Source organism: Streptomyces mobaraensis NBRC 13819 = DSM 40847 (genome assembly GCF_017916255.1).
Lineage (GTDB): Bacteria > Actinomycetota > Actinomycetes > Streptomycetales > Streptomycetaceae > Streptomyces > Streptomyces mobaraensis.
Genome location: NZ_CP072827.1, coordinates 2,785,445 through 2,804,117 on the forward strand (window position 1 = coordinate 2,785,445; position 18,673 = coordinate 2,804,117).

General features: G+C 72.3%; 20 protein-coding genes, 1 tRNA gene and 1 riboswitch. Of the genes, 6 read left to right on the forward strand and 15 right to left on the reverse strand.

Annotated elements, in window-relative coordinates:
• Positions 1 to 74 precede the first annotated feature (74 nt).
• Positions 75 to 1,406 carry an SGNH/GDSL hydrolase family protein gene (locus J7W19_RS11700; protein ID WP_004952458.1) on the forward strand — a complete coding sequence of 444 codons (1,332 nt, stop codon included), beginning with the start codon at positions 75 to 77 and terminating at the stop codon, positions 1,404 to 1,406.
• 119 nt (positions 1,407 to 1,525) lie between these two features.
• Here the strand turns inward: J7W19_RS11700 and J7W19_RS11705 are convergent, their stop codons facing one another.
• From J7W19_RS11705 to J7W19_RS11720, 4 genes are read right to left on the reverse strand one after another with little or no spacing between them, the layout of a single operon-like run.
• Complete coding sequence (locus J7W19_RS11705) at positions 1,526 to 2,170, reverse strand: DUF1707 SHOCT-like domain-containing protein (protein ID WP_210455328.1); 645 nt, start codon at positions 2,168 to 2,170, stop codon at positions 1,526 to 1,528.
• 25 nt (positions 2,171 to 2,195) lie between these two features.
• Positions 2,196 to 3,182 carry an ABC transporter ATP-binding protein gene (locus tag J7W19_RS11710; RefSeq protein WP_004952466.1) on the reverse strand — a complete coding sequence of 329 codons (987 nt, stop codon included), beginning with the start codon at positions 3,180 to 3,182 and terminating at the stop codon, positions 2,196 to 2,198.
• Between the two features lie 2 nt (positions 3,183 to 3,184).
• Positions 3,185 to 3,949 carry an ABC transporter permease gene (locus J7W19_RS11715; protein ID WP_078588229.1) on the reverse strand — a complete coding sequence of 255 codons (765 nt, stop codon included), beginning with the start codon at positions 3,947 to 3,949 and terminating at the stop codon, positions 3,185 to 3,187.
• 52 nt (positions 3,950 to 4,001) lie between these two features.
• The gene (locus tag J7W19_RS11720) at positions 4,002 to 4,802 is read right to left on the reverse strand and encodes an ABC transporter permease (protein ID WP_004952473.1); all 801 of its coding nucleotides are present in this window, start codon (positions 4,800 to 4,802) and stop codon (positions 4,002 to 4,004) included.
• Between the two features lie 306 nt (positions 4,803 to 5,108).
• On the opposite strand from J7W19_RS11720, the gene J7W19_RS11725 reads away from it, so the two are divergent.
• Positions 5,109 to 7,385 carry a transglycosylase domain-containing protein gene (locus J7W19_RS11725; RefSeq protein ID WP_210455329.1) on the forward strand — a complete coding sequence of 759 codons (2,277 nt, stop codon included), beginning with the start codon at positions 5,109 to 5,111 and terminating at the stop codon, positions 7,383 to 7,385.
• A gap of 65 nt (positions 7,386 to 7,450) precedes the next feature.
• On the opposite strand, the gene J7W19_RS11730 is transcribed toward J7W19_RS11725, so the two are convergent.
• From J7W19_RS11730 to J7W19_RS11740, 3 genes are all read right to left on the reverse strand, one after another.
• Positions 7,451 to 7,771, reverse strand: coding sequence for a DMT family transporter (locus tag J7W19_RS11730; protein ID WP_004951107.1), 321 nt, complete (start codon positions 7,769 to 7,771; stop codon positions 7,451 to 7,453).
• Positions 7,772 to 7,802: 31 nt separating this feature from the next.
• A riboswitch (guanidine-III (ykkC-III) riboswitch) is annotated at positions 7,803 to 7,868 on the reverse strand.
• A 47-nt stretch (positions 7,869 to 7,915) separates the two neighbouring features.
• Positions 7,916 to 8,218: a GroES family chaperonin gene (locus J7W19_RS11735; RefSeq protein WP_051072711.1), complete on the reverse strand. Its 303-nt coding sequence runs from the start codon at positions 8,216 to 8,218 to the stop codon at positions 7,916 to 7,918.
• Between the two features lie 251 nt (positions 8,219 to 8,469).
• Positions 8,470 to 8,796, reverse strand: coding sequence for a DUF3618 domain-containing protein (locus tag J7W19_RS11740; RefSeq protein ID WP_004951101.1), 327 nt, complete (start codon positions 8,794 to 8,796; stop codon positions 8,470 to 8,472).
• A gap of 171 nt (positions 8,797 to 8,967) precedes the next feature.
• Between J7W19_RS11740 and bcp the strand changes: the two genes are divergently transcribed.
• Positions 8,968 to 9,435 carry a thioredoxin-dependent thiol peroxidase gene (gene bcp, locus J7W19_RS11745; RefSeq protein WP_004951099.1) on the forward strand — a complete coding sequence of 156 codons (468 nt, stop codon included), beginning with the start codon at positions 8,968 to 8,970 and terminating at the stop codon, positions 9,433 to 9,435.
• A 22-nt stretch (positions 9,436 to 9,457) separates the two neighbouring features.
• Here bcp and J7W19_RS11750 read toward each other — a convergent pair whose 3' ends face one another.
• Positions 9,458 to 10,732, reverse strand: a complete 1,275-nt coding sequence (locus J7W19_RS11750; protein WP_004951095.1) for a sensor histidine kinase — start codon at positions 10,730 to 10,732, stop codon at positions 9,458 to 9,460.
• Positions 10,732 to 11,274: a hypothetical protein gene (locus J7W19_RS11755; protein WP_004951092.1), complete on the reverse strand. Its 543-nt coding sequence runs from the start codon at positions 11,272 to 11,274 to the stop codon at positions 10,732 to 10,734. The genes J7W19_RS11750 and J7W19_RS11755 overlap by 1 nt, the downstream gene beginning before the upstream one ends.
• A gap of 361 nt (positions 11,275 to 11,635) precedes the next feature.
• On the opposite strand from J7W19_RS11755, the gene J7W19_RS11760 reads away from it, so the two are divergent.
• Positions 11,636 to 11,708: transfer RNA gene (locus J7W19_RS11760), tRNA-Leu, on the forward strand.
• A gap of 69 nt (positions 11,709 to 11,777) precedes the next feature.
• Here J7W19_RS11760 and rdgB read toward each other — a convergent pair.
• The 4 genes from rdgB to J7W19_RS11780 form a co-directional block, all read right to left on the reverse strand.
• Positions 11,778 to 12,380, reverse strand: coding sequence for an RdgB/HAM1 family non-canonical purine NTP pyrophosphatase (gene rdgB, locus J7W19_RS11765; protein ID WP_004951089.1), 603 nt, complete (start codon positions 12,378 to 12,380; stop codon positions 11,778 to 11,780).
• Positions 12,381 to 12,446: 66 nt separating this feature from the next.
• The gene (locus J7W19_RS11770) at positions 12,447 to 12,869 is read right to left on the reverse strand and encodes a hypothetical protein (protein ID WP_004951087.1); all 423 of its coding nucleotides are present in this window, start codon (positions 12,867 to 12,869) and stop codon (positions 12,447 to 12,449) included.
• A gap of 78 nt (positions 12,870 to 12,947) precedes the next feature.
• Positions 12,948 to 13,679, reverse strand: coding sequence for a ribonuclease PH (gene rph / locus J7W19_RS11775; protein ID WP_004951086.1), 732 nt, complete (start codon positions 13,677 to 13,679; stop codon positions 12,948 to 12,950).
• A 98-nt stretch (positions 13,680 to 13,777) separates the two neighbouring features.
• Positions 13,778 to 14,161 carry a PTS glucose/sucrose transporter subunit IIB gene (locus tag J7W19_RS11780; protein ID WP_325176060.1) on the reverse strand — a complete coding sequence of 128 codons (384 nt, stop codon included), beginning with the start codon at positions 14,159 to 14,161 and terminating at the stop codon, positions 13,778 to 13,780.
• Between the two features lie 41 nt (positions 14,162 to 14,202).
• Here J7W19_RS11780 and J7W19_RS11785 point away from each other — a divergent pair, with 41 nt between their 5' ends.
• Positions 14,203 to 15,513: a PTS transporter subunit EIIC gene (locus tag J7W19_RS11785; protein ID WP_004951082.1), complete on the forward strand. Its 1,311-nt coding sequence runs from the start codon at positions 14,203 to 14,205 to the stop codon at positions 15,511 to 15,513.
• A 215-nt stretch (positions 15,514 to 15,728) separates the two neighbouring features.
• On the forward strand, positions 15,729 to 17,165 hold the full coding sequence (locus J7W19_RS11790) for a PTS transporter subunit EIIC (protein WP_051072710.1): 1,437 nt from the start codon (positions 15,729 to 15,731) through the stop codon (positions 17,163 to 17,165).
• 258 nt (positions 17,166 to 17,423) lie between these two features.
• Here the strand turns inward: J7W19_RS11790 and J7W19_RS11795 are convergent, their stop codons facing one another.
• Together J7W19_RS11795 and J7W19_RS33825 are read right to left on the reverse strand one after the other, a co-directional pair.
• A complete protein-coding gene (locus tag J7W19_RS11795; protein ID WP_004951079.1) occupies positions 17,424 to 18,176 on the reverse strand; it encodes an MBL fold metallo-hydrolase in 753 nt (250 codons plus the stop codon).
• 351 nt (positions 18,177 to 18,527) lie between these two features.
• The gene (locus J7W19_RS33825) at positions 18,528 to 18,647 is read right to left on the reverse strand and encodes an eL43 family ribosomal protein (protein ID WP_152262506.1); all 120 of its coding nucleotides are present in this window, start codon (positions 18,645 to 18,647) and stop codon (positions 18,528 to 18,530) included.
• Positions 18,648 to 18,673 lie beyond the last annotated feature (26 nt).

An 18,673-nucleotide genomic window follows, 5' to 3' on the forward strand; every position in this document is an offset into this window, starting at 1 on the left:
ACCCTCATGGGCGCCTTCCCCGGCGGCCCGCCCGGATCCCGCTCCGTCCGCCCGCCGTTCAGGAGACTTCCCGCATGACCAGGCCCCCTCTGTCCCGCGGCGCCGCCGGAGCCCTGCTCGCCGCGCTGGTGGCCGTCGTCACCCTGGTCTCCGCGGCGATCTTCCTGGGGACCGCGGGCGGCACCACGAGCGGCGACGAACCGCAGCGCAGGCGGACGGCCGCCGCGCCCGCCGCGGTGAGCGGCTGGGCCGGTTCCTGGGCCGCCGCGCCCGCCGCCGCCGACCCCCGGGCGCCGGCCGGGCTCCCCGGGACGTCCATCCGCAATGTGATCCACACCAGCGTCGGCGGCACCGGCGCCCGCATCCACCTCTCCAACCTCTTCGGCAACCGGCCGCTGCGCCTCACCCACGCCTCGCTCGCCGTCTCCGCCGGGCCGGGCACGGCCGCCGCGGTGCCCGGGACCATGCGGCGGCTGTCGTTCGGCGGCCAGGGCGCGGTGAGCGTGCCCGCCGGCGGGGACGCCGTCAGCGACCCCGTGCCGCTCACCGTGGCCCCCGCGTCCGACCTGCTCGTCACCCTCTACGCGGCGGAGCCGTCCGGGCCGGTGACGCTGCACCCGCACGCCCGGCAGGTCTCGTGGCTCGCGCGCGGCGACCGGACGGAGGCGGTCGACGGCGCGGCGTACACCGTCCGGACGCCCTACTGGCGGTACGTCACCGGGCTCGACGTCTGGGGGACGCAGGCGGCGGGCTCGGTCGTCGCCATCGGCGACTCCATCACCGACGGCGTCAACTCGACGATGAGCGCCAACCGGCGGTGGACCGATCACCTGGCCGAGCGGCTGCGCACCGAGCCGGACGCTCCGCGCTACGGCGTGCTCAACGAAGGCATCAGCGGCAACCGCATCCTGCTCGGCAACCGCGGCGGCCGGGAGCGGCCCAACAATCCCAGCGCGCTCGACCGGTTCGACCGCGACGTGCTCGGACGGACGGGCGTCCGGGCCGTCGTCGTCGAACTGGGGGTGAACGACATCCTGCGGCGCCCGCAGCAGCTCGACGCCCGGCGCATCGTCGACGGGCTGCGGCGGCTGGTGGCGCGGGCGCACACGCGCGGGCTGGTGGTCGTCGGGTCCACGCTGACGCCGTTCGGCGGGCACCTGGGGGTGGTGCCGGCGCGGCAGGAGCCTGTGCGGCTGGCCGTGAACGCGGAGATCCGGGCCGGGCGGGTGTTCGACTCCGTGGTGGATTTCGACCGGGTGCTGCGGGATCCGGCCGCTCCGCAGCGGTTGCTGCCCGCTTATGACAGTGGGGATCGGCTGCATCCGAATGATCTGGGGTATCAGCGGATGGCCGAGGCTGTCGATCTCGGCGCGCTTGTCGGGCGGCCGGTGGATGCGGCGCTTTAGGCCGCCCCGGGGGCGGGAGGGGGTTGCCCCAGCCCCGCCCCTTCCCGTTTCTCGCGGGGGCTGCGCCCCCGCACCCCCGAAACCGCGCTCCGCGCGGTTGTCCTCAAACGCCGGACGGGCTAATTGCCCTTTTCCAAGGACATCCTCGACCGCTTGTCCCCGCGCTCCTTCCGCGTCACCCCCACCCCGCCCCAGAACGCGAACCCCGTGATCCGCACGCGCGGCGAGCCGGGCGAGCCCGTGCCCGTGCCCTTGGAGTCGAAGCCTCCCATCAGGCCGAGGCCGTTGACCTCGACGTCCAGGTCCGGAGGGACGACGACCTCCACGCCGCCCATCACCGCGATGCAGCGGATCGTCACCTCGCGGCCCTCGAAGTGCGCCTGGCGGAGGTCGATCTGGCCGCCGCCCCAGAAGGTGAAGGCGGTGAACATCCGGGGCACGGTCCACCGGCCGTGCCGCTGGAAGCCGCCCATGACGGCGACGGCGCCCTTGGAGGACGGGGTTCCGCCGATGCGGCCTTCCCAGCTCTCGTCCGTGGCGGCGAGGGCCTCCGAGGCGGGGACGGCGAGTTCGGTCCCGGCGGCCGGCAGGTCGCGGACGAGGGGGGCGAGGTCGGCGTGGGTCCGGGCCTTGTAGGCCGCGTCCAGACGCTCCCCGAACTCCTCCATGTCCAGCCGCCCTTCGGCGACGGCCGTACGCAGCGCCTCGGCGACGCGCTCGCGCTCGGCGTCGGAGGCGCGCATCTCAGGACGTTCGCTTGTCATGACCACAGGGTAGGGCCTGATGGCGTCACAGACTCGGCCGATCGGCGTAGAGCCGGGCAATGACCTGCTCGATGTCCGGTTCGCGCACCGAGAGGTCGACCAGCGGGTAGCGCTCGGCGACGGCCGCCACGATGGGGGCGGCGCTGCGGGCCGCCGGGAAGGCCAGCCACTGGCGGGGGCCTTCGACCCGGTCGACGCGGATGCCGGGGACGTCGTCGATCGGCGGGAGTTCGCGTTCGAGGTCGACGACGAGCATCCGTTCGCTCTCCCCCACGGTGTGCAGGCCGTCCAGTCCGCCGTCGTAGACCAGCCGGCCGTGGTCGATGACCATCACCCGGCCGCACAGCTGCTCGATGTCGGTCAGGTCGTGGGTGGTCAGCAGGACGGTGGTGCCGCGCTCGGCGTTGAGGTCGCGGAGGAAGCCGCGCACCTTCGCCTTGCTGACCACGTCGAGGCCGATCGTCGGCTCGTCCAGGTAGAGCACGTCGGGGTCGTGCAGCAGGGCCGCCGCGATGTCCCCGCGCATCCGCTGGCCGAGGGAGAGCTGCCGGACGGGGACGTCGAGGAGGTCGCCCAGGTCGAGCAGGTCGACGCAGCGTTCCATGTTGGCGTGGTAACGGGCGTCGGGGATGCGGTACATGCGGCGCACCAGGCCGTAGGAGTCGCGCAGCGGCAGGTCCCACCACAGGGTGGTGCGCTGCCCGAAGACGACGCCGATCCGGCGGGCCAGCCGGGTGCGGTCGCGGGTCGGGTCGATGCCGGCGACGCGCAGCCGGCCGCCGCTGGGCATGAGGATGCCGGTGAGCATCTTGATCGTCGTGGACTTGCCGGCGCCGTTGGGGCCGATGTAGCCGACGATCTCGCCGCGCGGTACGCGGAACGAGAGGCCGTCGACGGCCCTGACCTCGCGCCGCTCGCGGCGCAGCAGTCCGGCGCGCCTGCGGACGTGGAAGACCTTCTCCACTCCGTCCAGTCGGATGAACGCCCGGTCCGGGTCTCCTTGCTCGTCCACTCTCAACTCCCTGTGCTCCGATAGCTCCTCAGGCCCGCCCGCCACACCAACCCCGTGAGCATGAGCAGTAGCACCGCCACCAGCGGCCCGCAGAGCGACACCCATCCGGGCAGGTGCAGCGGGTCGTCCCGGCCCAGCAGCCGCAGTACGGGCAGCCAGTTGACGAAGGCGAGCGGGACGACGAACGTCACGCCGCGCACCAGGTCCTGGGCGAAGACCGTCGGCGGGTACTGGAGCAGCGTGACGCCGCCGTACGTGAAGGAGTTGGCCACCTCCGAGGCGTCGGCCGCCCAGAACTGGAACGCCGCCCCGGCCAGGAAGACGGCGCAGAAGATCGCCGTCCCGGCGACCACGGTCACCAGCAGGAACAGCGCCTTGAGCGGCGTCCAGGCCACGTCCGCCGAGGCGGCGCCCCAGCCCAGCACCACCAGCCCCTGGCTGGTCCGGCCCAGCCGGCGGAGGGCGAAGCGGTCGGCGGCCACCTGGGCGAGGACGGGCACCGGGCGCACCAGCAGGGTGTCGAACGTGCCGTCGCGCACCCGCTGCCCCACGCGTTCCGCGTTGCCCAGGATCAGGTCAGCGAGGCCGAAGGAGGTGCAGGTGGCGCCGTAGAGCAGCGCGACCTCGGGGAGGGTGAAGCCGCCCAGGGCGTCGATGTGCGAAAACATCAGCAGGATGGCGAGGAAGTCCAGGCCGCCCGCCACGCAGTTGCCGATCGTCATGAGGACGAAGGACGCGCGGTACGTCATCGTCGAACGCACCCACATCCCGGCGATCAGCAGGTACGCGCGGACGGCGTGCGCGCGGCGGGCCGTGCGCTCAGCCACCCTGGACCACCGCCTTCCGGGTGGCCCGCGCCTGGGTCAGCCGGCCCAGGGCCAGCAGCACCGCCGCCCAGCCGGCCTGGAAGCCGAGCGCGCCCGCCAGGCCCGCCCCCGCGTACCGGCCGATCAGCACGTCCACCGGCACCTGGAGGACGGCGGACCACGGCAGGGCCTGCGCCACGTCGGCGAAGGCGCCGGGGAAGACGGTGAGCGGCAGCAGTGTGCCCGAGAAGAAGACGCACAGCAGTTGGCCGATCATGATGACGCCGTCGCCGTCGAGCAGCCAGAAGGCGCACAGCGCCAGCAGGAAGCGCAGCGCGAAGCCGACCACGACGGCCAGCGTGACGGCGCACAGGAACAGCAGCCAGCGCAACGGGTCGCCGGGGAGCGTGAGTTCGAAGCAGAGAGCGCCCGCCGTCAGCGGCACCACCCCGCGGCCCAGCAGCTGGAAGGCGGCCCGGCCCAGGTCGGCGGAGAGCCACCACAGCTGGAGGTCGGCGGGCCGGTAGAGGTCGATCGCGATGTCGCCGTTGCGGATGCGCGTCTGCAACTCCTGCTCGAATCCGCCGCCGAGCAGCGAGACCGCCGCCAGCAGGGCCTGGCCGACCCAGACGAAGGTGAGGGCCTGCCCCCGGTCGTAGCCGCCCAGGTGCGGGCGCTCGTCCCAGAGGGCGATGAAGGTGTAGGCGAGGATGAATCCGAAGACCGTATTGGTGAACACCCCGGCCGCGGTGGCCATCCGGTACGTGGCGTGGCGCCGGAAGCCGCTCACCGCGACGGCGGCGTACAGCCGCATCCCACGCCCCCTCGTCTCGTTGAACCTTGTCAGTCCGCCGACCGGCCGGGCCGAATCCCGAAGCGCAGGAGCGTAGCCGTATCCCTCAGTCCCGTGCCATGGATTATTCACCCCTCGGAGTGGTCGCCCGCCGCCGAACGGACCTGACCGCGCCGTACGGGGGCGCTGGATCCCTCCGGCCGGGACCGGTGGTGCGACAGTGCTTCCGGGAAGCACGGCAGCGCTGCCGGGTCGTGCGGCACCGCCTGACCGACACCGTCCGCCGTGGCCGCAACCCCGGCGGCGGGCCGAGGAGTTCCGGGAAAGATGAGCGACGAGCAGTCACAGCACCGCACCCGTGCCAGGGGTGACGACCCGCCGGGCTGGGCGCCGAGAGGCGACGCCGCCCGGCCCCGCAAGCGCACCGGCTGGCGACGGCTGCTGCCCACGTGGCGCATGGTGCTCGGCGGGTTCCTGCTGGTCGTCCTCCTCCTCGCGGGCGGCCTGATCGCCGGGTACACGCTGGTCGACATCCCGGCCGCCAACAAGGCGGCGACCGCCGAGAGCAACGTCTTCCTGTACGCGGACGGCACCCAGCTCGCCCGCGACGGGGAGGTCAACCGGGAGAGCGTGCCCCTCAGCCGCATCCCCAAGGCCGTCCAGCACGCGGTGCTCGCCGCCGAGGACCGCGACTTCTACGGCGAGTCCGCGGTCAACCCCGAGGCGATGGTCCGCGCGGCGTGGAACACCGTCACCGGCAAGGGCAAGCAGTCGGGCTCCACGATCACCCAGCAGTACGTGAAGAACTACTACCTGGGCCAGGAACAGACCATCAGCCGCAAGGTGAAGGAGTTCTTCATCGCCATCAAGCTGGACCGCGAGTCCGGCAAGGACGACATCCTGGAGGGCTACCTCAACACCAGCTACTTCGGGCGCAACGCCTACGGCATCCAGGCCGCCGCCCAGGCGTACTACGGCAAGGACTCCGACAAGCTGGACGTCGCGCAGGGCGCCTACCTCGCCACCCTGCTCAACGCGCCGAGCGCGTACGACGTCGGCGCCCACCCGGAGAACAAGCCCCGGGCCGTGGCCCGCTGGAACTACGTCCTCGACGGCATGGTCAAGAAGAAGTGGCTGACCCGCGAGCAGCGGGCCGCCGTGCGGTTCCCGGCACCGGGCAAGAGCAAGCCGCGGCTCGGCATGTCCGGCCAGCGCGGCTACCTGGTGGAGGCGGTCAAGGACTACCTCACCGGCAACAAGATCGTCGACGAGCAGACGCTGGCCGCCGGCGGCTACCGCATCACCACCACCATCGACCGCAAGAAGCAGAAGGCGTTCGCCGACGCGGTGCAGTCCCAGCTGATGGACGAGCTCAGCGACTCCCGCAAGACCGACTCCTACGTCCGCGCCGGGGGCGCCTCCATCGAACCGCGCACGGGCCGGATCGTCGCCCTCTACGGCGGCATCGACTACACCCGGCAGTACGTCAACAACGCCACCCGCCGCGACTACCAGGTCGGCTCCACCTTCAAGCCGTTCGTCTTCACCTCGGCCGTGCAGAACGACTCCACCACCCAGCAGGGCCGGCCCATCACCCCGTTCACGGTGTACGACGGCACGAACAAGCGGCCGGTGCAGGGCCCGGACGGGCCCGTCGGCTACGCCCCCGCGAACGAGGACGACCGCAGCTACGGGCCGATCACCGTCACCAAGGCCACCGACCTGTCGGTGAACGCCGTCTACGCGCAGATGGCCGAGGACGTCGGCCCGTCGCGGGTGAAGGCGACCGCCGTCTCCCTCGGCATCCCCGAGAAGACACCCGACCTGACCGCGTCCCCCTCGATCGCCCTCGGGCCGGCCACCGCCAGCGTCCTGGACATGACGCAGGCGTACGCCACCCTCGCCAACCACGGGCGGCACGGCCCGTACACGCTGGTGGAGAAGGCCACCAAGGGCGGCGAGAACCTTCAACTGCCCGACCGGCAGGAGCGGAAGCAGGCCGTCCCCCGAGAGGCCGCCGACACCACCACCGCCGTGCTGCGGAGCGTGGTCGAGAGCCCCGGCGGGACCGGCGCCGCCGCGCGCGCCGCCGGGCGGCCGGCGGCCGGCAAGACCGGCACCGCGGAGGAGGACAAGGCCGCCTGGTTCGCGGGCTACACCCCCGACCTGGCCACCGTCGTCGCCGTCATGGGCCAGGACTCCGAGAGCGGCGAGCAGAAGCCGCTGTACGGCGCCACCGGGCTGCCGCGCATCAACGGCGGCGGCTACCCGGCACAGATCTGGGCCACGTACACCGCCGACGCGCTGGAGGGCACGCCCGCGCACGACTTCGACCTGGAGGTCCAGCAGGGCGCCGAGAGCCCGCCCCCGGAGCCGCCCACCACCTCCGCGCCCCCGCCGTCCTCCAGTCCGCCGCCGGCCACCTCCGCACCCCCGCGCAGGCCCACGGCGACCGCGCCCCCGTCGCGGCCGGTGCGCCCCTCGTTCCCGACGGAGCCGCCGGAGCCGACCGGGCCGCCCTCGCTGCCGATCATCACGCTCGGTCCCAACCCGGGGCGCGAGGCGCGGACGAGCGAGCACGATCTGCTGGGCTACGACTACTGAGCCGTCACGGTGTCGCGATGCCCCGGGCCCGGAAAGGGGCCGGGGCATCGCGCGCTCGCAGGGGGTCAGTGCCCCGACGTCGCCTTGAGACCGACCACGGCCACCAGCAGCAGGACGACGAAGAAGATCCGGGCCGCGCCGGCCGGCTCGCCCAGCACCGTCATGCCGAGCACGGCGGCGCCCGCCGCGCCGATGCCGACCCACACGCCGTAGGCCGTGCCGATGGGCAGCGTCCGGGCGGCCCGCGACAGCAGCAGCATGCTGGCCGCGATCCCCGCGACGGTGAGGACGCTCGGCCAGAGCCGGGTGAAGCCGTCGGTGTACTTCATGCCGACGGACCAGCCGACCTCCAGCAGGCCGGCGACGACGAGCAGGATCCATGCCATGACGGCACCTCCGTGGAATCGCTTCTCCAGGGGTGCGTCGTCTTGTCCTGACCCGGTACGGCGCGTCTCGTCGGGGTCCTTCCGACGGTAGCAAACGGCCGGCCCGGGCAAAGTCCGGCCGCCGGTACGGGTACGACGGCGCCGCTACAGGTACAGGCCGGTGGAGTCGTCCGACCCCTCCAGCCGCTCCGCCGCCACCGCGTGCAGGTCGCGCTCGCGCATCAGCACATAGGCCACGCCGCGGACCTCGACCTCGGCGCGGTCCTCGGGGTCGTAGAGCACCCGGTCGCCGGGCTCCACCGTGCGCACGCTCTGGCCCACGGCCACGACCTCGGCCCAGGCCAGCCGGCGGCCCACCGCCGCGGTCGCGGGGATGACGATGCCGCCGCTGGAGCGGCGCTCGCCCTCGGGGATGTCGGTCCGGACCAGCACGCGGTCGTGGAGCATCCGGATGGGCAGCTTGTCGTGGGTCGTGTTCGTACGCACGCCATGACCGTACCCGGCCCGGCGGCCCCGTGAGACCAGAGCGGGACCACAACGGGAGGGGCCGGGAGGCCCGTTCCGGGCCGGGCGGCCGGTCCGCCACGCGGCGCGTCCCGCCCGTCACACGCCGCGACCGCCGGACGCCGTACGGGACCGCGCGCGGACGGCGGCCGTACGGACCCGGCGGTCGCTCCGCCCGTGACGGGCGGGGAACGCTACTTCTTGTCCTTGCCGCGGCGCGAGGAGGCCGTCAGCAGCCCGAGCACGCCGACGGCCAGCATCGCCGCCGGAACGATCCGCTCCAGGCGCGGCACGCCCTCGTCCGTCACGAACTGCGCCCGTACGTCCGAGACCACCCGGTTCGCGATCGCACAGGCCCGCCCGAGGGTGTGGTCCACCTTCGAGGCCGCCTTCGCCTTCGCGTCGCCGATGATCGTGCTGGGGTGCATCCGCACACCGATCTCGTCGAGCGTCACGGCGAGCTCACTGCGCCTGCGGGCGATGTCCGCCTCGATCTGCGCAGGGGTCCTGGCTTCCGGCACCGCGCTGCCTCCGTAGTCTCATAAGAGTGATGACGAGTGATGACAACAGTCTGTCAGTTCGCTCGGCGCCCCGCCCCATGGCACCCCCGGTGGGCCCGCCCTGAGGCCGTCCGGGGTCGTTAGGCTCGGTCCCCGGCAGACCCGCCCACCGCCCCGAAGCACAGGAGAACCATGAGCGAGCGACTCCAGCCCGGCGACACCGCCCCCGCCTTCACCCTGCCCGACGCCGACGGCCGGCCCGTCTCCCTCGCCGACCACAAGGGCCGGAAGGTGATCGTCTACTTCTACCCCGCCGCCCTCACCCCCGGCTGCACCAAGCAGGCGTGCGACTTCACGGACAACCTGGAGTTCCTTGCGGGCCACGGCTACGACGTCATCGGCGTCTCGCCCGACAAGCCGGAGAAGCTCGCGAAGTTCCGCGAGAAGGAGGAACTGCGGGTCACCCTCGTCGGGGACCCCGAGAAGAAGGTCCTGGAGGCGTACGGGGCCTTCGGCGAGAAGAAGCTCTACGGCAAGACCGTGACCGGCGTGATCCGCTCCACCGTGATCGTCGACGAGGAGGGGAAGGTCGAGCGCGCGCTGTACAACGTCAAGGCCACCGGCCACGTCGCGAAGATCATCAAGGATCTGGGGCTCTGACGACCCCCGGGACCCGGGCCGCTCACCGGCCGTACGCCCGCTCCCCGCGCAGCACGGGACGGTCCTCCGGCTCGTCCTCGGCCTCCGGCAGGTCGAGGACGGCCTGGGCGCCGCCGCCCTCCGCCGAGCCGAACTCCAGCCGGGCGCCGAGCACCGCCGCCTGGCCCACGGCGATCGTCAGCCCCAGCCCGTGCCCGGTCCCCCGCTCCGGGGCGGCCGTGCGGAACCGCCGCGGCCCCTGGCTGACCAGCTCCGGCGGATAGCCGCCGCCGTGGTCCCGGACGACGATCCGGGTGCCCTCCACCCGGACCTCGATCGGCGGCTTCCCGTGCTTCGCCGCGTTGGCCAGGATGTTCACCAGGATCCGCTCCACCCGGCGGGCGTCCGTCGCCACGATGCGGCCCTCGCCGACCACCTCGACCGCCACGTCATCCACCCCGCGCTGGCCCCGCGCCCGCTTCACCACGCCCCGGACCAGCGACGGCAGCTCCACCGCGTCCAGTTGGGCGCTCTCCACCCCCGCGTCCAGCCGGGAGACCTCCAGCAGGTCCTCCACCAGCGCCCGCAGCGTCTGCGCCCGCTCCTGCACCATCTCCACGGCGCGCGGGTGCGGCAGCAGCTCGGCCGAGGCCACCAGGCCCGCCACCGGCGTCCGCAGCTCGTGCGCCACGTCGGCCGTGAACTCCCGCTCGGCCTCCACCCGGGCCGCCAGCGCCGTCGCCATCGCCCGCACCGAGCGCTCCAGCTCCGCCACCTCGTCCCGGCCCGCCGGCCCGGTCCCGCCCGCCGCGGGCGCCTCGCCCGCCGCGATCCGGCGCGCCTCGGCCGCGCTCAGCCGCAGCCGCCGGGACAGGCCCTGCGCCACGAACCAGCCCACCACCGCCATCAGCACCACGGTCACCGCGCCCGACAGCAACAGCGCCCAGTCCAGGGCGCGCTGGAAGGCGTCCCGCTTGGGATAGGACGCCGAGACCGACAGCACCTTGCCGGAGCCCACGCCCGTCGCCGCCCAGACGCGGGGGTCCTCGCCGCCGCTGATGTACGTCCCCGAGCGGCCCTTGGCCACCGCCTTGGCCAGCGGCGCCGGCAGCGCCGCGTCGTCCAGCTGGGCGTTCAGCGTCACCTGGCCCTCCCGCTGGTAGAGCTGGAGGGCGGAGCTCAGCAGCCGGTCCTGCTGCGCCCGCGCCTGGCGGTCCCGCTCCAGCCCGGAGACGTGGTGCACGGCCACGCCGAGCAGGACGACCGCCAGCGCGGCGACGGAGGAGATCGCCAGTGCGATCCGGCCACGGATGCCCATCACGTGATCGAGTACGTCTCGGTCGTCTTCCCGGCCGGGGTGAGTCCCGTGTAGACGACCTCCACCGAGGTGAACGCCGGCATCCCGTCGACCTTCCGCGGCCGGGAGAGCGTCAGCCGGGCCGGGAAGGACGTACGCGCCGAGCCGTTCGCGCCGCTGGACACCAGCACCACGCCGTCGCCCTCGGCCTTGTCGGCGGCGTACGTGTCCCACTCGATGTCGCTCGCCACCGCGCCGCCGTTGGCGCAGCTCAGGGTGATGATCTTCGGTTCCAGCAGCGGCTCGCCGTACCCGCAGTCGCGGACGCCCGGCAGTTCCCGGGCGGCGCCCGGCGCGAAGTCGGCGGAGGCCGTCGCCCGGTCGCGCTGTTCCTGCTGTTCCTTCTTGGCCCTCGCCGTCTGCGGCGCGTCGGACACGGCGTTCGCCCGGTCCACCCCCTGCCCCAGCCACACGCCCCCGAGGGCCAGCACCGCCACCGCGCCGGACATCCCCAGGAGGGTGCGCGCGCGGACCCGCCGACGGGGCACGGCACGGTCGGTCATCGGACTCTCTTCCTCGGTCGGGTGGTCGCGGGCGTTTTCGACGGGCACGTCGGGAGCGGTCGGGTGGCGGGCGGCCGGTCCGCGGCGCGGTGGACCCGTCTCTCCCCCGGTGTGAGGGACGGGTAAATCGAGGGCCGCGTTCCCTTCCGGGGGCGACCGGTTCGCGGGGGAACGTGGGCGTGTGACGCGTCGCACGCGCGTACGGCACGTCGGGGGTGAATCGTTCCGCGGCGGGCACGGGGACCGAGGGCCGCCGACGCTCCGTCACCGGGCCGCGCACCGGGCCCCGGACGGTCCCCTGGCGTGGCCGGACTCTCCTCCCCCGCGTGCGGCCCGGCCCAGTACAGTAGGCACGGCACCGGCGCCCGTACGCCAAGGGCTGAGCGGCGATCTTTAGGTGGTCGTGTTTGTCGGTTCGAATCCGACCGGGCGCACCCGGGCCGATGGCCCGGCTCGCAGTCGACGCGAGCCGGGCCATCGGTGTGCCGGAGCCGGCTCGGGGGTCAGCCCAGCAGTTCGCGCACCACCGGCACCAGGGCGCGGAACGCCTGGCCGCGGTGGCTGATGGCGTTCTTCTCCTCGGCGGTCAGCTCGGCGCAGGTACGGGTCTCGCCGTCGGGCTGGAGGATCGGGTCGTAGCCGAAGCCGCCGCTGCCGGCGGGCTCGGTGCGGAGCGTGCCGCGCAGCCGTCCCTCGACCACCCGCTCGGTGCCGTCCGGCAGGGCCAGGGCGGCGGCGCAGGCGAAGTGCGCGGCGCGGTGCGGGGCGGCGATGTCGGAGAGCTGGGCGAGGAGGAGGTCCAGGTTGGCCTTGTCGTCGCCGTGCCGGCCCGCCCAGCGGGCCGAGAAGATGCCGGGGGCGCCGTTCAGGACGTCCACGCAGAGGCCGGAGTCGTCGGCCACGGCCGGCAGTCCGGTGGCCCGGGCCAGGGCGTGCGCCTTGAGGAGGGCGTTCTCGGCGAAGGTGACGCCGGTCTCCTTGACGTCGGGGATCTCGGGGTAGGCGTCGGCGCCCACGAGTTCGACGTCGAGGCCGGCCCCGGTGAGGATCGAGCGCAGCTCGGTGACCTTGTGGGCGTTGCGGGTGGCGAGGATCAGGCGCTTCATGGGGCCCGATTATTCACGCAGGACGCGTGGGGTCCCGGTCCGCCCCGGTGCGCACCGGGGACGGCGTCAGCCCTTGGTGCACGCCGTGGTCAGCGCACCGGCCGCCTTGGTCAGGGCGGTGACGTCGGGTCGCTCGCCGTCGCCGACGCTGTCCTGGATGTCGTCCACGGCCGCGGTGACCTCGCCGATGGCGTCCTTGACCGGGGACTCGCCGTCGCTGTCGGTGTCGGCCCCGGTCCTCCGGGTGACCTCGCCGAGGTCCCGGTTGATCCTGTCGATGAACTCCTGGCCGCTCTGCGGGTCCTTGGAGTCGTCGGCGATGGTCCGCCGCAGGTTCCCGACGTCGCGCTGGACGTCCTTGGCGAGGGCGCCGCAGTCCGCCGCCGCCCGCGCCTGCGAGCAGGCGGTCACGGCGGGCAGGGCGAGGGCCGCGGCGGCGAGAGCCGCGACGGCGGTGGTGCGGCGCGGGCGGTGGTGGCGCGAGGCCATGCGGCGTTCCCCTCCGGTGGGCGTGCTGCCCGGTGCTCATGGGGGCACGACCCCCTCGCCGCGCCCCCAGCATGGTAGCTACATCGTCTGCCCCAGGGCGGCGCGCTGGGCGGCGTCGAGGTCGGCGGAGCCCTTGACGGCGAGGTCGAGGAGGGCGTCGAGCTCGGCGCGGGCGAACGGCTGGGCCTCGGCAGTGCCCTGGACCTCGACGAAGCGGCCGTCGCCGGTGCAGACGACGTTCATGTCGGTCTCGGCGCGGACGTCCTCCTCGTAGCAGAGGTCGAGCAGCGGGACGCCGTCGACGATGCCGACGCTGACGGCGGAGACGGTGCCGGTGAGGGGGTGGCGGCCGTGCTTGACCAGCTTCTTCCGCTGGGCCCAGGCGACGGCGTCGGCGAGCGCGACGTAGGCGCCGGTGATGGCGGCGGTACGGGTGCCGCCGTCGGCCTGGAGAACGTCGCAGTCGAGGACGATGGTGTTCTCGCCGAGCGCCTTGTAGTCGATGACGGCGCGCAGCGAGCGGCCGATGAGGCGGGAGATCTCGTGGGTGCGCCCGCCGATCTTGCCGCGCACGGACTCGCGGTCGCCGCGGGTGTTGGTGGCGCGGGGCAGCATCGCGTACTCGGCGGTGACCCAGCCCTCGCCGCTGCCCTTGCGCCAGCGGGGGACGCCCTCGGTGACGCTGGCGGTGCAGAGGACCTTGGTGTCGCCGAAGGAGACGAGGACGGAGCCCTCTGCGTGCTTGCTCCAGCCACGCTGGATGGTCACCGGGCGGAGCTGGTCGGGCGTGCGGCCGTCGATACGAGACATGGTGGTGAGCCTATCGGGATCGCGAAGGGCCCTGTTCCGGTTCGATGCGGATCACGCATCACTGGCCGGAACAGGGCCCTTCGCGGGAGCTCAGCGGCTCACATCATGTCTTCGATCTCCGCGGCGATCGGGTCCGCGTCGGTGCCGATGACGACCTGGATGGCAGTGCCCATCTTCACGACGCCGTGCGCGCCGGCGGCCTTGAGGGCGGCCTCGTCGACCAGCTCGGGGTCGTTGACCTCGGTGCGGAGGCGGGTGATGCAGCCCTCGATCTCCTCGATGTTGTCGAGTCCGCCGAGACCGGCGACGATCTTCTCTGCCTTGCTGGCCATGTGCACTCCTGTTGTCTCGGCCCTCGGCGGTACCGCCGACCGGCTTTCCCACGGTAACCCACGTTCAGACCAATTACGTGGGCGTATGTCCGTCATCTGGCGAAAGATGGCGGCCACCGGGACCCGCGTTCGGGACGCCCGATCTCGCATCCCAAGTGGTCTACACCAGTATGCCAGCCGGGAGGACGCGGATGAGCGCACAGGCCACCAGCCCAGCGCGGGGCAAGCGGTGGCAGGGCCTCCTGCAGGGCCTGCAGAAGATGGGCCGCAGCCTCCAGCTGCCGATCGCGGTGCTCCCGGCCGCCGGCATCCTCAACCGGCTGGGCCAGCCCGACGTCTTCGGCGCCGACGGCCTGGGCTGGACGGACGTCGCCAAGGTCTTCGCCGGGGCGGGCGGCGCGCTGCTCGACTCGGCGCTCGGACTGCCACTGCTGTTCTGCGTCGGCGTCGCCATCGGTATGGCGAAGAAGGCGGACGGCTCGACGGCGCTGGCGGCGGTCGTCGCCTTCCTCGTCTACTTCTCCGTCCTGCACCAGTTCCCCGAGGACTGCCCGCACACCGCGAAGTTCGCGGGAGCGGGACTGTGGAGCGGCGTCTGCGTCTCGGGGTCGGGCGCGGCGACGCTCGCCGGCTACCAGAACCCCGGCGTCTTCGGCGGCATCGTGATCGGCCTGCTGACCGCCTGGTTCTGGGTCCGCTTCCACCGGGTGCGGCTGGTGGACTGGCTGGGCTTCTTCAACGGGCGGCGACTGGTCCCGATCATGATGTCGTTCGTCGCGCTGCTCTTCGCGGTGGTCTGCCTGTGGGTCTGGCCGCCGGTCGGCCACGCCCTGACGAGCTTCAGCCAGTGGCTGTCGGACCTCGGCGAGACGGGGGCGGGCGTCTTCGGGGTGGCGAACCGGGCGCTGCTCGTGGTGGGGCTGCACCAGTTCCTGAACACGTTCATGTGGTTCCAGTTCGGCGACTACACCAAGCCGGACGGGACGGTGGTGCACGGCGACATCAACCGCTTCCTGGCCGGCGACCCGTCGGCCGGCCAGTTCACCACCGGCTTCTTCCCCGTCATGATGTTCGCACTGCCGGCGGCGGCCCTGGCGATCACCCACACGGCCCGGCCGGAGAACCGGAAGATGGTCGGCGGCATGATGCTCTCGGTGGCCCTGACGTCGTTCGTGACGGGCGTGACGGAGCCCATCGAGTACTCGTTCCTCTTCATCGCGCCGGGGCTGTACGTGGTGCACGCGGTGCTCACGGGTGTCTCGATGGCCGTGTCCTGGGCGTTCGGCGTGCATGACGGCTTCAGCTTCTCGGCCGGGCTGATCGACTACGTGATCAACTGGGGGCTGGCGACCAGGCCGTGGCTGATCATCCCGATCGGCCTCGGGCTCGCCGCCGTCTATTACGCGGTGTTCCGCTTCGCGATCACGCGGTTCGATCTGCCGACGCCCGGGCGGGAGCCGGAGGAGATCACTCGGGAGATGGAGCGGGAGAAGACGGAGTAAAGGGCCGAATGGGACCCCTCTGGGAGTGATCCGCCCCACAGGCCCCGTGTGTCGCACCCCACCACCGTTGACGGATTCCTTTATGCCCGCTTCACGTGCTACAACAGGTCTAAACCACTGAGTGGTGTAGACCAGAAATTCAGCATTTTTCAGCGGGCACATCCAGAGGGCCGTCGCCCCGATCTCCGAGCGCCCGCCTCTCCTGGAGGAATCCGATGAGTACGGCTAGCGCCTCAGCGGCCGATAAAAAGGGCTTCGGCAAAAGCGCGATGGCTGTGGCCCAGCGTATCGGCCGCAGCCTCATGCTGCCGGTCGCGGTGCTGCCCGCAGCGGCGCTGATGGTCCGCCTGGGCCAGGACGACATGCTGGGCAAGGCGTCGTTCCCGCACTTCCTGAACAAGATCGCCCAGTTCCTGTCGGCCGGTGGCGGCGCGATCCTCGACAACATGGCGCTGCTGTTCGCCGTCGGTGTCGCCATCGGATTCGCCAAGAAGTCGGACGGTTCGACCGCGCTGGCCGCCGTCGCCGGCTACCTGGTCTTCCAGAAGGTGCTCGGCACCTTCACCGACAGCAGCCTCCCCAAGAAGGAGGCGGTGGTCGACCACAAGGTCGCCCTGGTCGAGCAGACCGTCGACGCCAAGGTGCTCGGCGGCATCGTGATGGGTCTCGTGGTCGCGCTGCTCTACCAGCGCTTCTACCGGACCAAACTGCCGGACTGGGCGGGCTTCTTCGGCGGCCGCCGGCTGGTGCCGATCCTGTCGTCCTTCGCGGGTCTGCTCATCGGTATCGTCTTCGGCTACATCTGGCCGGTCCTCGGTACGGGTCTGCACAACTTCGGTGAGTGGCTGGTCGGTTCCGGCGCCGTCGGCGCGGGCATCTTCGGTGTCGCCAACCGCGGTCTGATCCCGATCGGCATGCACCACCTGCTCAACTCCTTCCCGTGGTTCCAGGCCGGCTCCTTCGACGGCCCCAAGGGCACCGTCAACGGCGACATCGCCCGCTTCCTCGCCAAGGACCCGTCCGCGGGCCAGTTCATGACCGGCTTCTTCCCGATCATGATGTTCGCCCTGCCGGCCGCCTGCCTGGCGATCGTGCACTGCGCCCGTCCCGAGAACCGCAAGGTCGTCGGCGGCATGATGGGTTCGCTCGCGCTCACCGCGTTCGTCACCGGTGTCACCGAGCCGATCGAGTTCACGTTCATGTTCGTCGCGCCGGTGCTGTACGCGATCCACGCGGTGCTGACCGGTGTCTCCATGGCGCTGACCTGGGCGCTCGGCATGAAGGACGGCTTCGGGTTCTCCGCGGGCGCGGTGGACTTCGTGCTCAACTGGGGCATCGCCAGCAAGCCGTGGGCGCTGATCCTGGTGGGTCTCGGCTTCGCGGTGATCTACTACTTCGTCTTCCGGTTCGCGATCACCAAGTTCAACTTGATGACGCCGGGGCGTGAGGTGGATCCGGAGTTCGCGGAGGCGGCGGCGAAGGTGGAGGCGAAGGCCGACGCGAAGCCGGCTGCGGCCGCGGCCTCGGTCAAGGCTGACGCCAAGCCGGCTGCGGCGAAGTCGGGTGCCGCGAAGTCGGCTGCCGCCAAGGGCGGGGCGAAGAAGACGCCTGCGCAGGGGAAGCGGAAGCCTGCTGCGAAGGCCAAGCGCTGATCTCGCGCTGAGCATGTGGTGAGCCCCCGGGACCGCGGTCGGTCCCGGGGGCTTCGCTTTGCCCCGGTCCCGCCCTTTCACCGTTTCTTGCGGGGGCTGCGCCCCCGCACCCCCGAACCGCGCTCCGCGCGGTTGTCCTCAAGCGCCGGACGGGCTGATATTCAGCCCGTCCGGCGCTTGAGGACGAGCGGCGGAGCCGCGACAAGGGGGTCTGGGGCGCAGCCCCAGGAAACGGCGAAAGGGCGGGACCGGGGCACCCTAAACCTCGTACACCGCCCCCGCGTGGGCGAGCTCCGCGGGCCCGTCGTACAGGGAGCGCGCGTCGCGCAGGTTGCGCAGGGGGTCCGTCCACGGCGGGATGTGGGTGAGGACGAGACGCCCCACGCGCGCGTCCAAGGCGAGGCGGCCGGCCTCCAGGCCGTTGAGGTGGAGGTCGGGGATGTCCTCCTTGCCGTGGGTGAAGGACGCTTCGCAGAGCAGCAGGTCGGCGTCCTTGGCGAGGGAGTTGAGCGCCTCGCAGGGGCCCGTGTCGCCGGAGTAGACGAGGGCGGAGCCGCCGTGTTCCACCCGGAAGGCGAACGCCTCGACGGGATGGTTGACGCGGTCGGTGAAGACGGTGAACGGGCCGACGGAGAAGCTGCCGGGTCCGAGGGTGCGGAAGTCGAAGACCTCGCGCATGCACGCGGGGTCCGGCACGTCGCCGTAGGCGGTGAGCAGCCGCTGTTCGGTGCCCTCCGGGCCGTACACCGGGATGGCGCCGGCCCGGCCGCCGTCGTGCCGGTAGTAGCGGGCGACGAAGTAGCCGCACATGTCGATGCAGTGGTCGGGGTGGAGGTGGGACAGCAGCACCGCGTCGAGATCATAGAGGCCGATGTGGCGCTGGAGCTCGCCCAGAGCGCCGTTGCCCATGTCGAGGAGCAGCCGGTAGCCGTCGGCCTCCACCAGATAGCTGGAACAGGCGGATTCCGTGGACGGGAACGAGCCCGCGCATCCGACGACGGTGAGCTTCATGCGGGCCTGAACCTCCGTGGGCCGGTGACGGGGGGCCGGTGACCGTGCGGTGCGTCCGAGGGTAAGGCGGGAACCGAGCGGCCGCTCCATCGCGGGCCGGGTCTGTGGCTGGAATCACCAGGACGGACGTCGCCGGGCGCCGGAGCGCGCGAAAACCCGCCCGCGCCCTTCGGGGGCGGCGGACGGGTCCGCAGTGCGGTGCGGGCGGCGGCGGGCCGCTACAGCGGCCGGACGCGCTCCGCCCGGTCGAGGGTGTCCATGAAGCGCCGGAAGCGCTCGGCGGACTCCTCGCTGCCGGCCGTCACCGTGAACTCCTCCGGCGACATCACGGCCGCCAGCCGTTCACGCGTCTCAGGGGCGAGCGCATCCCAGGCCGCCCGATCCAGCCGTGACTGCGCCGCAGTTTCCGCACTGCCAGTTTCCATTGTTGAGTTGCCTCATGTCCGAAGATCCACATGCGGGACAGTTCATGTGCGTCTCCTACGGGATGATGTCAG